Annotated in this window: 11 protein-coding genes; 2 read left to right on the top strand and 9 right to left on the bottom strand. The window is 70.0% G+C overall.

The window, feature by feature from the left end; translation table 11 throughout:
• Positions 1 to 26 precede the first annotated feature (26 nt).
• The 6 genes from ACQEVG_RS31885 to ACQEVG_RS31860 all read right to left on the bottom strand — a co-directional run bounded on the left by ACQEVG_RS31885 (position 27) and on the right by ACQEVG_RS31860 (position 8,814).
• Positions 27 to 1,817, bottom strand: coding sequence for an acyl-CoA dehydrogenase (locus ACQEVG_RS31885; RefSeq protein WP_432990239.1), 1,791 nt, complete (start codon positions 1,815 to 1,817; stop codon positions 27 to 29).
• Entirely contained in the window at positions 1,811 to 3,643 is a 1,833-nt protein-coding gene (locus ACQEVG_RS31880) for an acyl-CoA dehydrogenase family protein (protein WP_432990237.1), read from the bottom strand. Before ACQEVG_RS31880 ends, ACQEVG_RS31885 begins: the two co-directional genes overlap by 7 nt.
• On the bottom strand, positions 3,640 to 5,415 hold the full coding sequence (locus ACQEVG_RS31875; protein WP_432990235.1) for a fatty acyl-AMP ligase: 1,776 nt from the start codon (positions 5,413 to 5,415) through the stop codon (positions 3,640 to 3,642). Before ACQEVG_RS31875 ends, ACQEVG_RS31880 begins: the two co-directional genes overlap by 4 nt.
• Positions 5,416 to 5,464: 49 nt before the next feature.
• Positions 5,465 to 5,665 carry a hypothetical protein gene (locus ACQEVG_RS31870; RefSeq protein WP_432990233.1) on the bottom strand — a complete coding sequence of 67 codons (201 nt, stop codon included), beginning with the start codon at positions 5,663 to 5,665 and terminating at the stop codon, positions 5,465 to 5,467.
• Positions 5,666 to 5,787: 122 nt separating this feature from the next.
• A complete protein-coding gene (locus ACQEVG_RS31865; RefSeq protein ID WP_432990231.1) occupies positions 5,788 to 7,608 on the bottom strand; it encodes a glycoside hydrolase family 15 protein in 1,821 nt (606 codons plus the stop codon).
• A 255-nt stretch (positions 7,609 to 7,863) separates the two neighbouring features.
• On the bottom strand, positions 7,864 to 8,814 hold the full coding sequence (locus ACQEVG_RS31860) for a transcriptional regulator (protein ID WP_432990229.1): 951 nt from the start codon (positions 8,812 to 8,814) through the stop codon (positions 7,864 to 7,866).
• A 372-nt stretch (positions 8,815 to 9,186) separates the two neighbouring features.
• Between ACQEVG_RS31860 and ACQEVG_RS31855 the strand changes: the two genes are divergently transcribed.
• The gene (locus ACQEVG_RS31855; RefSeq protein WP_432990227.1) at positions 9,187 to 9,819 is read left to right on the top strand and encodes a helix-turn-helix domain-containing protein; all 633 of its coding nucleotides are present in this window, start codon (positions 9,187 to 9,189) and stop codon (positions 9,817 to 9,819) included.
• 105 nt (positions 9,820 to 9,924) lie between these two features.
• Positions 9,925 to 10,455 carry a toxin-antitoxin system, toxin component gene (locus tag ACQEVG_RS31850; protein ID WP_432993057.1) on the top strand — a complete coding sequence of 177 codons (531 nt, stop codon included), beginning with the start codon at positions 9,925 to 9,927 and terminating at the stop codon, positions 10,453 to 10,455.
• A 68-nt stretch (positions 10,456 to 10,523) separates the two neighbouring features.
• On the opposite strand, the gene ACQEVG_RS31845 is transcribed toward ACQEVG_RS31850, so the two are convergent.
• Genes ACQEVG_RS31845 through ACQEVG_RS31835 form a run of 3 tightly spaced genes read right to left on the bottom strand, consistent with a single transcriptional unit; the run spans position 10,524 to position 14,387 of the window.
• Entirely contained in the window at positions 10,524 to 11,726 is a 1,203-nt protein-coding gene (locus tag ACQEVG_RS31845) for an MAB_1171c family putative transporter (RefSeq protein ID WP_432990225.1), read from the bottom strand.
• A gap of 13 nt (positions 11,727 to 11,739) precedes the next feature.
• Positions 11,740 to 13,194, bottom strand: a complete 1,455-nt coding sequence (locus ACQEVG_RS31840; RefSeq protein WP_432990223.1) for an FAD-dependent oxidoreductase — start codon at positions 13,192 to 13,194, stop codon at positions 11,740 to 11,742.
• Positions 13,191 to 14,387: an MAB_1171c family putative transporter gene (locus tag ACQEVG_RS31835; protein WP_432990221.1), complete on the bottom strand. Its 1,197-nt coding sequence runs from the start codon at positions 14,385 to 14,387 to the stop codon at positions 13,191 to 13,193. Before ACQEVG_RS31835 ends, ACQEVG_RS31840 begins: the two co-directional genes overlap by 4 nt.
• Position 14,388 lies beyond the last annotated feature (1 nt).

Genomic DNA, 14,388 nt, shown 5'->3' with positions numbered 1-14,388 from the left:
GATGCTCCTCAACAACGTGTCTGTGGTCAGCCGGCGATCGGGGTGTCGTACAGGTCGTAACTGCGGGCTTCGTGATAGCGGTTCAGCACCTCGTCGAGCAGCTGGTCCTCCCAGCCGTCGGGGAGTGTGGGCAGCGGATGGCCGAGCCGCTTCACCAGGCGGGTGAGCGCGGCGGCGAGCCAGGCGGGCGAGGCGAGGAACGCGTCGTCCTCCGGCTCCTGGTGCCGCCATACGCCCAGGCAGGCGGCGCCCGCCAGGAGCAGCGTGTAGCGGTCGGCGATGGCGTACGCCTTGGGGCTGGCCAGTACGGTGCGGTCCTTGGGCGACATGTCACCGCACTCGGCCTGCAGGCTGCGCAGCTCGTCCTCGAGCGCCGTGGCCAGCGCGGTGAGCGCATCGGCGTACTGACCGGCCCGGGAGCGGGCCGCGCCCGCGACGGCGTCGGCCGCGCCCTCCAGCGAGCCGACCAGCGCGTCGCTGCCCGCGACCAGGACAAGCCGTTCGGGATCGAGCGGCGGAAGCCCGTCACGGACCCTGAAAAGCCCCTCGGGCGCGGGCTTGCCGGAGAACCAGGAGGTGCGGGCAAGACGCGGCAGCTGCGGAATGATCGTGGCTTGGCAGGCCGCTGTGCCCGCGTGGCCGAGGCTGATCATCGGCAGATCCCGGACGTGCTTCTGGAAGGCCCCGTAAGCCCCGTCGCGTACATAGAAGTTGGCGCCGAGGACGATGGACAGGTCGTAGGCGGTCTCGGTGAGCAGTTTGGGCAGCAGATACTTCACGGCGGCCGCGTAGACGCTGGTGGCCTCGGGGACCAGATGCACGGCCCGGGTCGCGGCGAGCGCCAGGCAGTCGCTGATCAGCAGGTCGGTAAAGGCTCCGACGATGGTGGCGCGGGCGTGCGGGATCTCGAGTACGGAGCGGTGGTAGAGCTTGCGGTCGAGGGCGAAGGACACGGCGGTGCGCAGCGCGGTGTCGCCGCCGCCGAGGATCATGGACGGCAGCACGCTGCGGGTGATCTGGAAGGAGCGCAGGGCCAGTTCGACGCCGTCGCCGGGCTTGCCGACGAGCGCGTCCGCGGGCAGCGGGCAGTCGGTGAACTCGACGCCCGCGTTCTGGCAGCCGCGTACGCCGACCGTCTCGTACCGCGGCAGATAGCGGTAGCGGTCGGCGGGCACGACGCTCTTGTCGACGAGAAGAACGGAGTGACTGCGGCTGCCGACGGTGTCCTCGGTGCGGCTGAACAGGACCAGTGCCTCGGCCCGTTCGACGTTGTTGATGACGTGTTTGGCGCCCGACATCACAAATCCGTCGTCGGTCGGCGTGGCGCGGAACTCGTTGCGTACGAAGTCATTGCCGTGGGCGAGCTCGTGGTACGCGATGGCCAGCCGGCCGCCGCCGAGGAGCAGATCGGCGACCCGACGCTGCTGTTCGGGGGTGCCCGCCGCCCAGATCGCGATCGCCGCGAGGAAAGTGGTGGCCCCGTAGCCGAGCCCGAGGCTGGCGTCCCGGCGGAAGACGCCGCGCAGCACCCGGCCGAGGGTGTCGACGCGGTCGAGGCGGCCGCCGAGCTCGGTGGGCACGAACTCCGCGTTGAGCCGGAAGCCGGCCAGTGCTTCTTCGGCCCCGGCCAGCAGTTCGCCGCGTTCGTCGGCGGCGAGGAGCGCGTCCAGGCCGAGTGGGTTGTCGGCGTCGCCGGGGTCGCCGAGCCGCCTCTCCAGGTCGGCGACGCGCCGCTGGATGAGGACTTCTTCCTGGTTCGGAGTCCGGCTGGGAATCCGGCTCGGATTCTGGCTCGGAGTCTCGCTCGGGGTCAGCATGGCGGTCCTTCTGCGATACGGCCGGGCAGCAGGGAGAACAGCTCTCCCGCCTCGTACTGTGCGGTCAGCCGCGCGAGCAACCGCTCGAACAGCGACTCCAGTTCGCCGTCGTAGGCCGCGGGCCTGCGTGGTTGCGGTCCGGTGAGGCCAGGCACCGCCTGTTCCAGCCGTTCCACGAGCCGGGCCAGGCAGGCTTCGAGCCACAGCCCCGCCGTCCAGTGCCCGGCGGTGCCCGTCTGCTGCGCGAGGCTCCGGTTGTGCCGCCAGACGCCGAGGCAGCAGGCGGCCGCAAAGCAGACGCTGTACCCCCGGGCCAGGTCGAAGCTCTCCACCTGCGCGCCGCCGGGCACGGGCCGTGCGGCCCGCATTCGGGTGTGCAGCTGGTCCGCCGCGACGGCGAGAGTGCGGGCGAGTGCGGCGGCGCGGGCGAGCTCCGGCTCCCGGGACGCCTGCGCGCCGAGCACTTCGGCGTTGTTCGGCAGCGATCCGAGTACGGTGCTGCCGCGCCGCGCGAGCAGGCTGAGCTGCCCCGGGCGCAGACCGGGCAGTTCGTGGGTGTGGCAGAAGGTCGCCGCGAGGGGGTCCGGGTCGGGGGCCTGGACGGGATGGAACCGGCCCAGGCTCCGGAACTGAACCGTCAGCGCATACAGGTTGACCATGGTGTTGCCGTCGAAGATGCCGACGATGCGGTGGTCGCGCTCCAGCTTCTGGAACCGGCCGTGCTCGTAGTAGTCGCTGAGGAAGGCGCGGGCACCCAGCACCCCCCGCAGCCGGTTCAGGATGTCGTCGGCGATGGTCGGCACCAGGTACTTGGCGACCGCGGAGGTGACGCTGAGCTCGCCGGGCAGGGTGTGGATGGAACGCGCGGCGACGGTGCTGAGCGCTTCCGTCACCAGCAGGTCGGCGTAGGTCTCGGCGAGGGTCCGGCGGGCGGCGGGGAGGTCGAGCAGCTTGCGTCCGTACAGCTCGCGTTCGGCGGCGAACTGGTACGCGACACGCAGCCCGTGGTCGGCGGCGCCGAGCGAGAGCGCGGTGCACAGCGACCTCGTGATCTGCAGCGCCTTGAGCACGGTCTCGGGGCCTTCGCCCTCGCGGCCGACAAGGCCGCAGGCGTCCACGGGTGCGCGGTCGAAGGCGATACCGCTGATGTCCGCGCCACGGATGCCGAGGGTGTGCACCTTCGGCAGGGTGCGGTAGGTGTCCTCGGGGAGTTCGTTCTTGTCGACGAGCAGCAGGCTGAAGCCGCGCGGGCCGCCTTCGGCGGCGGTCCGGGCGAGCAGGCAGACCAGTCGTCCCCGGGTCGCGTTGTTGATCAGCCATTTCTCGCCGGTGATCACATATCCGCCCCGGATGCGCTCGGCGACGACCTCTCCGGCCATCAGGTCGCTGCCGTGAGTGCGTTCGGTCAGGCCGAGGGAGACCGGTTCGCCTGCGGCGACCAGGGACGCGAGGCGTTCGGCTCCGGCGAAGTCCTGCGCGACCCAGACGCAGACCGCGCCGAGGAAGGTCTTGCCGTGTCCGATGGCCGTGGTCAGATCGCGGCGGGCGATGGTGCGCACGATCTCGAGCAGCTGGGGGAAGCCGGTGAGCGCGCCGCCGTATTCGGCCGGGATGTAGTAGTGGTGGACCCCCAGGGCGCCGAGCAGTTCGCAGGCCGCGGCCGGAAACTCCTCGGCCGCGTCCTCGCTCGCGGCGCGTGCGTAGGACATCGGTCCCGCGCCGTTGGGGTCGCCGAGCCTCTCGTCCAGCTGTTCCGCCAGCTCCCAGCGCAGGCCGGCGTCCTCGGCCGTGAGCCGGCTGCCGGTGCGTTCGGTGGTCGCCGTCATCCGCCGTCCCCGGACCCCTTGTCGGCGGGCGCGCCCACCGAGACCAGTTCGCGGACCTCGGGGTGCAGCACCTCGTGCAGCGGCTGGATGCGCCCGTCGAGGAAGAGCTGGCGCATGGCGGTGCGCTGGAGCTTGCCGCTGGTGGTGCGGCGTACGGTGCCGGGGCGGACCAGGAGGACGTTCTCGGCGGCGACCTCGAACTCCTTGGACACACACATCCGTACGGCGGCGGACAGCGAGGCCAGCTCGGCCTCGAAGCCGGAGCCGGTGCGCACCTCCTGGACGACGACGACATGGTCGCGGTCCGACTCGACGGCGAAGGCAGCACTGGAGCCGAACAGGGCGCTCACCCGCTGCACGCTGCGCTCGATGTCCTGGGGGTAGAGGTTGCGGCCCGCCACGATCATGATGTCCTTCATGCGGCCGGTGATGTAGAGCTCGTCCCCGTCCATGACACCGAGGTCTCCGGTGCGCAGATATCCCTCTTCGCCGTCCTCGGTGGCGGCCTTGAAGGCGTGGGCGTTCTCCAGAGGGCGGTTCCAGTAGCCGCGGGCGACGCTCTCGCCGCGTATCCAGACCTCACCCACCGCGCCTGCCGCAAGCCTGCGGCAGTTCGCCGGGTCGACGATGGCCACCTCGCAGTTGCGCGGTGTGCCTGAGCTGACGAGCGTCCTGGCAGGCCTGCCCCCGGGTGCGGGCCGCAGCCGGTGGTGTTCCAGCTCGGCCGCGTCCACGACCCGGGTGGCGGCGAGGCTGCCCCGCTCCTTGCCGCTCACCAGCAGCGTGGACTCGGCCAGTCCGTAGCAGGGGTAGAACGCCTCCTTGCGAAAGCCGGCGGGGGCGAAGCGCTCGGCGAAGGCGTCCATCGTCTCGGCCCGTACCGGCTCCGCGCCGTTGACGGCGGTCTCCCAGCGGGAGAGGTCGAGCTGTTCGATCTGGTCGTCCTTGATCCGGCGCAGACACAGGTCGTACGCCAAGTTGGGGCCGCCGCCGGTGGTGATGCCGTACTGGTCGACCATCTGCAGCCAGCGCAGCGGCCGCTTCACAAAGGTCATCGGCGGCATCAGCACTCCGGCGCTGCCGAGCCAGAGCGGATGCAGCAGATGGCCGACGAGCCCCATGTCGTGGTGGAACGGCAGCCAGCCGCCGACCCGCGACTCGCCGCTCGTACGCATCGCCTGCTGGATGGCGCGCTGGTTGGCCAGCAGATTGCGGTGGGTGACCATCACGCCCTTGGGCTCGCTCACCGAGCCGGAGGTGTACTGCAGAAAGGCCACGTCGTCGGGGAACAGGCCGGGATGCTGCCAGGCGGCCGCGTCACCGACCTCCGCGCGGTCGGTGGCCAGGCAGGCGACCTCGGAGTGGCCGATATTGGCGAGGAGTTGGGAGACGGTCAACGCCAGGGAAGCGTCGGTGAGGATGTAGCTGACCGAGGCGTCCCGGACGATGTTGGCGACCCGTTCGACGTTCTGCCGGGAGCCGACGGGGGCGGGTGCGGGCACGGCCACCGCCCCGGCGAACAGACAGCCGAGGAAGCTGCTCATGAACTCCCGTACCTCGTTCTGGAGGATGAGCACCCGGTGGCCGTGCGAGCCGCGCTCCTGGAGCCAGGACGCCAGCCGTTTGGCCCGTTCGCCGAGTTCGCCGTAGCCGAGCACATCGGATTCCAGCTCACCCTGCTGATTGGCACGTACGCAGAAGTAGGCCTCCTGGCGCGCAAGTTCCGATGTTCTGTGCAACGCGAGTTCGGTGAAGTTCCGGTGTGCAGCCATCTTTTCCCCCAGAGCCGCGTACTTATGGCCAGAGCTTGGGAAATCCGTCTCAAGACCACCTTGAAGGCGACTCGACCTCGGGGAAAAGGCTGCGATATTCATCGCTGTCTTCTCGCGGAAAACTGTCCCTGGGCAGGATTTCCTCATGGTCGACGCCGGGGATCCATACCCAGTACATCCCGTAGGCGATAAGTGCCCTGCCCATGGGGCGCAGCACATTGACGAGCAGAAAACTTCGCAACGACGACATGGCCGTACTCTCCTTGGCGCAGAAATGCCAGTGCCGTACGACCATCCGCTCCGCCGGTCGACTCTCGCTCTAAGGCCCGCTCCGGCCGAGGCCTGGACCCTGGACCTGCGTTCAGCACATGCTCAGGACAGCCGAAGAGCGGTGTCTATCAGCGGCACATGGCTGAATGCCTGCGGGAAATTCCCCACAAGACGGCCGCGCCGGGTGTCCCACTCCTCGGCCAGCAGACCGAGGTCGGTACGGAGCGCCAGCAGCCGCTCGAACAGCTGCCGGGCCTCGTCCCGGCGTCCGATCAGGGCCAGATCGTGGGCGAGCCAGAAGGAGCAGGCGAGGAAGACGCCCTCGCCGCCGCGCAGTCCGTCCCCGCCGACGCTCTCCGAGCCACCGTCCGGCACCGGATAGCGGCGCACGAACCCGTCGTCGCACAGCTCCCGCTGGACGGCCTCGATGGTGCCCACCACCCGGGGGTCGGCGGGCGGCAGAAAGCCCATCTGCGGGATGAGCAGGAGCGAGGCGTCGAGTTCGCTCGAGCCGTAGTACTGCGTGAAGGTGTTGCGTTCGGGGTCGTAGCCGTGGGCGCAGACGTCACGGTGTATCTCGTCCCGCAGCGCGCGCCAGCGCTCCACCGGGCTCTCCAGCGGAAGCCTGCTCAGCCTGCGCACGGTGCGGTCGGCGGCGACCCAGGTCATCACCTTGGAGTGGACGAAGTCACGGCGCGGGCCGCGCACTTCCCAGATCCCCTCGTCGGGCTCGCGCCAGTTGGACTCCAGATGGTTCATGAGCTTCATCTGCAGGATGTGGGTGCTGTCGTCGCGGGAGAGCCCCGAGGTCTGGCCCAGCCACAGCGCGTCCACGACCTCGCCGTACACATCGAGCTGGAGCTGGTTGGCCGCGCCGTTGCCGATGCGAACCGGGCCTGACTTCTCGTAGCCGGGCAGCCACGGCAACTCCGCCTCGGGCAGCTCGCGTTCGCCGGCGACCCCGTACATGATCTGGAGGTTCTGCGCGTCTCCCGCCACGGCCCGCAGCAGCCATTCACGCCAGCGGCGGGCCTCTTCGCGGTAGCCGGTGCGCAGCAGGGCGGTGAGCGTCATGGTGGCGTCGCGCAGCCACGCGTAGCGGTAGTCCCAGTTGCGTACGCCGCCGATCTCCTCCGGCAGGGAGGTGGTGGGGGCGGCGACGATTCCGCCGGTCGGGGCGTACGTGAGCGCCTTGAGGGTGATCAGCGAACGGACCACGGCTTCGCGCCAGGGGCCCGAGTAGCTGCACTGCGCGGTCCAGCGGGACCAGAACTCCTCCGTGTGGGCGAGGAGCCCAGCAGCATCAGGCCTCGGGGGCGCGTCGCCGTGCGAGGGCTGCCAGCTCAGCGTGAGGGTGACCCGCTCGCCCGCGCCGACGCTGAAGGCCGCGTGCGTGGTCAGATCGCTGCCGTAGGTGTCGACGTCGGCGTCGAGCCAGAGCGCGTCGGGCCCGGCGACGGCGACGAGCCGGTCCCGGCCGCCCGGTCCGTGCTCGCGCTGCACCCAGGGCACGATCCGGCCGTAGCTGAAGCGCATCCGCAGTGAGGACGTCATGCGGACCCGCCCTGAGACGCCCTCCACCATTCGTACGAGAGCCGGTGCGGCATCCGGCCTACCGCGGCCGGCTCCCCTGGGCGGCATGAAGTCAATCAGCCGCACCGTGCCCTCGGGGGTGTCCCACTCGGATTCCAGGACGAGTGAGTCACCGCGGTAGCGCCGTCGGGTCGCGGCGCCCGCGCCGTCGCCCCCCTGGGCGGGCCCGAGCCGCCAGAAGCCGTGGTCCTCCGTGCCGAGCAGCCCGGCGAAGACCGCGGGCGAGTCGAAGCGGGGCAGACAGAACCAGTCGACCGAACCGTCCCTGGCGATCAGGGCCGCGGTCTGCATGTCCCCGATCAGTGCATAGTCCTCGATGAGCGCAGCCACACGAACTCCCGGAACACCGTCGCAACCGTCCCCGGAGGCGGACCCCCGTCTCCCCCGCACAGCGCAGGGGATTCGGGCACGTTACGCGTGAGACCTCGAATCTCGGCTGGCCGCCGGGTCAACGCTGCGGAGCGGGGAACGCGACGGGGACCGGTCGGTGCGCAGGCCCGCCCGGCTCACGGCGGCGCCGTGGTCCCGCGCCAGACATGAGGTAATCGTCATGGACGCGCCAAGCCCGCCACAAGGACGACACGGTCAGCCGCTGGAGACCGCCCTCAGATGCGACTTGCCGCGCCGCACATCCGGCGGCACGGCGGCCCGCGCCTCCCGCAGCACCAGGGTCATCCGCGTGAATCCCCGGTCCTGGAGGGTCCCGGGGGTCTCGTCCACGATCCGGCACTCGGTGCGCCCCCACCGCGGATCCGGGTGGTTCAGCGGTCGTACGGCTCCGTCGTGGTGCACGGCGGCCGCCCCCATCGCGCGCATCCAGTGCGGCAGTCCGGACCGATAGGCGGCGTCCATGATCGGATCGTCGGCGATGTCGTCCCGAATGGCCTGAAGCACACGGTCCTCGGAGTCGCACTCCAGAGCCGCGTCGAGCTGGGCCAGCAGCGGCAGACACCAGCTCGTCTCGCGGTCGCCGAGCACGAGGCCCGCGTCCGGATGGAACAGCACGAAGCGAAGGAAGTTCTGGCCCGGCATGGCGGTCGGGTGCGGCCCGATGCCATGGAACAACGCCTCGAAGGCGTGGTTGGCGTGCGCCACTTCCCAGCGCCGGTCGAAGAGCACGGACGGCATCGGCACGGCGTCCATCATTGCTGCGTAGTCGCGCAGATAGGCCTGTGTCTCCCGGTCCGCGGGCTTCCCCGGCTCCGCAGGCCGGGCGGGGACCACGGGCACGGTGGGCAGCGCGGGCGCGGTGACGGGCAGGAACGGGCGCACGGGCCCGGACGGGAAGGCGGGCCCGGAGGGGCGCGCAGGCCCCAGCGGATGCGTCGGCCGGGACGCTCCCGGGGGCCTGCTCCAGGCCTGCGGCGGATCACGGTCGACGGCGAGGCGGAACAGCCAGCCGCCCTGCTGGTCGCTCATCTCAAGGGCCTTGACCAGGGCGCAGAGCGCCTCGTCGGTCCATTCCTGGGCGGGCGTGCGCTCCCAGCTGCCGTACGCACCGGTGCTGATCTCCAGGCGTGCGGCGACGTCCTCCACGCTCAGCCCGAGCTCCTCACGGCGCCGTCTGAGGACATCCGTGAGCCGCCTGGCCCGGAGCGCGCCACGGGTCGTCCCCGCGCACCCTCGACGCCCCTGAACACCAGGCCGTTCAGCGCCTGCCTCATGTGTCATCGAGAACGCCACCCTTCTCGAAGTCCCGCTGTGGGAGCGCCCTTTCGATCTTCAACTGCTTGGCGATCCTGCTACCGCACGCACAGTGATGTCAACTATCGTGGCATTCCACGCCGTTGAGCGCTCAAATCGCGCCACAGCTGTGGCAAGACCTGACTGTGCGCCACCCGAACGGTTAATCTCCGGGCAGCCAACTGTGTGTGCGGAGTGACCCCGCGTGATCTAGGAGACCTACTGGTGACAGACGGCTTCTTGGTTCCGGGCCCGACGGCCACAGGCCCGCTGGCGGCATCCATCGCCCGGGTCGCCGAACTCGCCATAAAACTCGGCCTGAGTCACGGCGATGTCTTCGACGTCCACCAGCTCTCCGATGCCTCGGGCGTCCCTGCCGACGTGGTCGGCGACCTGCTCGATGGACGGCCTGCCGGTGAACCCGATCTCCAGGCACGCTTTCTGCAGCGCTTCGACCTGCTGCGCAGGACTCGGCTGAAGCCCAACGGCCGCCGGTACACCCAGCAGGAGATCGCCGACGGCGCAGGCATGTCCCGGCAGCAGGCGGGCGCCCTGATCAACGGCGACCGCCGGCCCACCATGGAGCACTGCGATGCGATTCAGAGATTCTTCGGTGTCCATGCCGGTTTCCTCAACGCCGAGGACGCGGACGCCCTCAACGGCGCCCTTCAGCGCACGGAGCAGCGACTGCTTCAGGACTACGCCGGCGAAAGCGACCCACTGGAGCGCCTCCTGCAGGACCATGGTGTACGCGGCATCGCCTGGCGGGCCGCGCAGCTGCCCACGGACAAGCATCGCGACAAGGTCACCGAGTGGCTCGACATGCTCCTGGAGAGCGTCAAGCCGACCGAGCCCTGACCCCCTGAGCGATGTGTGGAACCGTGATTTCAGGACACGGTTTCAACTACGCGTGTGCACGCGTCTGCTGACGGGGAGAGGAGAACGGTGAGCATTGGCAAGGAGATGCGTCGGCTGTGCGGCGAGCTGATCGCCGGAATCGATCTGCCCGCCCCGGCGGAGCCCGCCGACCTCTACGCCGCCCTGTGCAACGGAATGAGCAAGCGCCGCGGCCGGCCCGTCCGGTACCGCATGGCCGCGTTCCCGCCGGGCACGGCGAGCGGACTGTGGCTCGACATGACGGACCAGGATCTGATCGTCATCGAGGAGCGCACCGCACCCGACCACCAACTGGTCATTCTCGGCCATGAGCTGTGGCACATGAAGGCCGGGCACTGCACCCACCATGTCGCCGGCGCTGCCGTCGCGGCCCGGCTGCTCTCGGACGAGGCGGACCTGCAGGCGACCGTGCTGACGGTCGCCGCCCGGACCCGTTTCGACCAGGCCGAGGAGAACGAGGCGGAGAGCTTCGGCCTGCTGCTCGGCAGCAAGTGCCGCTCCTGGCTGGCCGGTTCGACCGGCCGCGGACCCGTACGGCGGGACGGACTCGCCGGCCGGATCGAGGCGTCCTTGGGATACCGCGGGCCACAGGGCTGACGCACTGCCGGTGGGGACCTGCCCCGATGACGACGGCGTGGGAGGCACCGGGGAAACCCCTCGTGCCTTCACCCGTGGCGGGCGGTTTCCGGCAGGGCCGCGCACCTGCGTGCGGCGGCAACGATCGAAGACCGGGACAGGGTTCGGGACAGAGCGACCAGTCCGTCCGATGCGCCTGCGTACTCGAGACGGGGCGGGTCGGAGCGCGGATCGGGAAGTGGGGCCGACGAGCGGCCCGCCGCAGCGTGCGCACTGCACGCTGAGGCAATCATCGCCGCCTCGGCCACCAGAGCGGCCCGGCCGGGCGGGACACCTCGCGAGGTCGCCCTGGCAAGAGCGTCCTCCCTCACGACGCTGCTGAGGTAGGGAGCCAGGTTGAGAAGACCGTCGTGAATGGCGGCCTCCCGGTGACACCTGCGCAGTTCCACCGAGGACCACCAGGCGATCGTCATGGTCGCGGTCCATGGCGTCGTTGAGCCCTGCAGTTCCAGCCACAGCGGCTTGAGCCGGCGATATTGGAGGTAGGAGCGCCAGGTCGATGTTGCGCGGTCACCCACCAGGGGGAGGATGAACCCGGCGCCGCACATGAGTGCGGCGGCGGACGCCAGTGGCGGGGCGACGTAGGTGCTCAGGTAGTCCCAGTCGCGGTGGGTCCAGCGGGCGAGGACGGCCGCGAATTTGGCCGCGAGATATCCGACGTCCAGGGCGCCGCCGAGGACGATGAGTGCCAGTCCGGTGCGCAGCGATCCGTCGACCTGGCGCAGCCATCGCCAGCAGAGGGAGGTCAGGACGACGCTTCCCGAAGCGTGCGCGACGAGGTAGAGCGTGATCATCTCCCGCATGAACGGGGTGGTCGCGTAGTAGGTGTCCAGGTCACGGAGGCGCTCGACGGGGGCGTCGGCCAGGACGAAGAGGACGACTATGGCCAGGGTGATCGCGCCGTACGCGCCGAGGCACAGGACGGTCGAACGCCGGATCTGCTCAGGCCGTCCGCCACGCCAGTTGATGATCAGGACGATGCACGAGCCGCTGAAGGCCGTCAGGACGCTGTAGACCAGCGGAGCCGAGAAGTTGGCGATGCCGGTCAGGTCGTTGACAGCGGCGATCGTGGGCGGCGCCGCCAGGAAGAGGACGGCGCAGCCCACGAGAAGCAGCGCGCACACGGACCGCATCAGCGGGTCGCGCCAGGCGCGCCGCAGCGTGGGGAGCTTGATCACGAGGGCGGTCAGCAGAACGACGCCCGGAATGTAGAGGATGAGGCCGTCGTTCATCGCCGTCGGATCGTCACTGCGCGGAGGTCGGCTGGACCTGCGTGACGGGGCCGCCCTGGCCGATGACCACCTTCAGTTCCTCCTCGGTCAGAGGGGGACCGCTCAGCGGCTTTCTGCCGGGACCGCGCAGGGTTCCCACCACGATGTCCGGGTGCATCCACGACGTGACGGGCTCGGACATGGTGACGACACCCAGGAACGCCCGCGTGACCTGGGCGCGACCGGTCGCCGCACGGACCAGCTTGTCGACATAGCGGTTCGCGGCTGCGGTGCCTGCTCGCGGCTGCCGGCCCACGGCGCCCGGGTAGAGGATGTCCTGGGACGTCGCCAGTTCCCAGGCGAGACCGGCGGGGCGGGCGATGGCGCGCTGGACTCGGCGGGCGAGCCCCGGTGCACCGAGCCCGTGCCGGCCCAGGGCGCTCTTCAGCTCCACGAGGCCCTGTGCCGCCACGGTCATTCCCTGGCCGTACAGCGGGTTGTACGTGGCCACCGAATCGCCGACCACGATGAATCCGTCGGGCCAGGCCGAGGCCTTCTCGAAGTACCGGCGGCGGTTGACGGTGCTGCGGGAGAGGGATACGGCGTCCGAGAGCGGTGTCGTCATCGAGATCAGCTCGCCGACGACCGGGTGCCGGATCGAGCGGGCGAAGGACTCGAACCGGGACGGATCGCGGGACGGCTCGCCTCCCCGCGTACCCGAGAGAGTGACCAGCCAGCGCCCTCGCTCGACGGGCACGATCGTCGCCGTCTGGCCGGGGACATGGTCGCCGGGGTCGGACTGGACGTTGACGATGGGGAAGTTCTCGCTGCCCTCGGGCGCCCGGTAGAGACGACTGGCGTACACCAGGCCCGAGTCGACCTCAGCCTCCTCGATGGCGCCGACGCCCAGTGCCTGCAGCCATTCGACGGCTCGCGAGCCGCGCCCGCCTGCATCGACGACGAGGTCGGCGCCGACGGTGAGCTCGTCTCCCTCGGGTGTGCGCACCCGCACGCCGGTCACCTGGCCGCCGTTGCCCTCCAGGGCCAGCATTTCGTGACGCTGCAGCAGGGTGACGCCTGGAAGGCTGAGGACCTGTTTACGCACCACCCAGTCCAGCAGATCGCGGGTGCAGGCGATCATGTACTGCATCTCCGGCCAGCGTCTGAGCCAGCCCTGTGCCGTCATCGACACCAGGCCCGTCGGGAGCGGAATGCGCCGGGCTCCGGCGGCCAGCCAGCGGTTTGTGATGCCCGGGAGGAGCTGCTCGAAGGCGCGGGCCCCGCCGGACCAGAGCACATGCACATGACGCGCCTGTGGCAGCGATCTACGGGGCTCGGGTCCCTCCGGGAGCTCATCGCGCTCGATGACCGTGACCTCGCTGCTGAAGTCGGCCAGGACCGCTGCCGCGAGCATGCCGGCCATTCCGCCGCCGATGACCACGGCACGGCGGGACGTGGCGGAATGGGCAGGCTGGTCGGGGCGCGTCATCGCGAACTGCTCTCTGTAGGGGCCGCCTGCTTGCGGGCAGCGGCCACGAAGGGGGACTGAAGGGCACGCGAAAGCTGCACGAGCCGCTCGCGTCCTGGGCTGAGGGTCGCTGTCAGCGCGGCCGCTCCGGCGGGGATTTGGTCATCTGCCTCCGGCTCGGGCCTGCTGCACCGCGCCTCGACGGCGGCAACCACCATGGCGGCCACCCCCACGACCTCGGCGGCCTGTGTCGAGGCCCGGTTGCCGATCGCAGCGTCATGCGCACGCTGCCGTACATCGTCGTCGAGGTGCGGTTGGAGTTTCAGCAGCTCGTCGTGGATGCCGGTCTCCCGGACGGTCAGCCGCATGTCGGGAGCGGCCCACCAGGGGATCTGTGGCAGCGGAACGTGCTCCCCCGGGGTGGAGCGCAGCTGCCGCCACAGCGGGCCGAGCCGCAGATAGGTGATCCAGGCATGGCCGACGCCACTGATCTGCGGGCCCAGCAGCGGCAGCAGGAACCCGACGGTCACGATCAGGCCTCCCGAAGCGGCGATGGGCGGTGCCACCGTCGTACTGAGGAAGTCCAGGTCCCCGCCCGCCCACCGGGCGATGACCGCGGTCAGTTTGGCCATTCCGAAGAGCAGGTTGAGAACGAAGCCGATCACGAGCACGACCAGCCCGACGCGGAGCCACTCGCTGACGGCCCGTGCCCAGCGCACGCACAGCGTCGTCGTCACGACAGCGGCGACCATGTGTGCGACGAGGTAAGTGACGATCATCTCTCGGATGAACGGCGTGGTCGCGTAGTAGGTGTCCAGGTCACGGAGCCGCTCGATGGGCGCGTTGCTGAGCGCGAAGAAGACGGGCAGGGCGGTGATGACTACGGCGTAGCCGGCGATCCATCTTCGTGAGCTGCGCCGTACCAACTCCGGTGGTCCGCCCTGCCAGTTGACGATGAGTACGAGGCAGGCGCAGCTGAAGGAGGACATGATGCAGTAGACCAGCGGACCCGAGAAGTTCGGGACGCCGGTGAGGTCGTTGACCGCCCTGATGGTGGGTGGGGCGGCGAAGAAGAAGCAGATGGACGCGGTGAAGACCAGGAAGCAGACCGAGCGCACCAGCGGATTGCGCCATCCGCGCCGCAGGGCGGGCAGTTTGGCGACAAAGGCGATGCCCAGAGCGACAGCCGGGAAATAGTAGTCAGAGTTCCGCATG

The organism is Streptomyces sp. CA-135486 (genome assembly GCF_050936555.1).
In the GTDB taxonomy this organism is placed as follows: Bacteria; Actinomycetota; Actinomycetes; order Streptomycetales; family Streptomycetaceae; genus Streptomyces.
The sequence above is the reverse complement of the archived record's forward strand: the minus strand, read 5'-3'. Positions and strand labels throughout refer to the sequence as shown.

Excerpts from the sequence above, each read along its gene's own strand:
- ACQEVG_RS31845 (WP_432990225.1), bottom strand. The coding sequence starts at position 11,726 with ATGAACGACGGCCTCATCCTCTACATTCCGGGCGTCGTTCTGCTGACC.
- ACQEVG_RS31850 (WP_432993057.1), top strand. The coding sequence starts at position 9,925 with ATGCGTCGGCTGTGCGGCGAGCTGATCGCCGGAATCGATCTGCCCGCC.
- ACQEVG_RS31840 (WP_432990223.1), bottom strand. The coding sequence starts at position 13,194 with ATGACGCGCCCCGACCAGCCTGCCCATTCCGCCACGTCCCGCCGTGCC.
- ACQEVG_RS31880 (WP_432990237.1), bottom strand. The coding sequence starts at position 3,643 with ATGACGGCGACCACCGAACGCACCGGCAGCCGGCTCACGGCCGAGGAC.
- ACQEVG_RS31885 (WP_432990239.1), bottom strand. The coding sequence starts at position 1,817 with ATGCTGACCCCGAGCGAGACTCCGAGCCAGAATCCGAGCCGGATTCCC.
- ACQEVG_RS31835 (WP_432990221.1), bottom strand. The coding sequence starts at position 14,387 with ATGCGGAACTCTGACTACTATTTCCCGGCTGTCGCTCTGGGCATCGCC.
- ACQEVG_RS31875 (WP_432990235.1), bottom strand. The coding sequence starts at position 5,415 with ATGGCTGCACACCGGAACTTCACCGAACTCGCGTTGCACAGAACATCG.
- ACQEVG_RS31870 (WP_432990233.1), bottom strand. The coding sequence starts at position 5,665 with ATGTCGTCGTTGCGAAGTTTTCTGCTCGTCAATGTGCTGCGCCCCATG.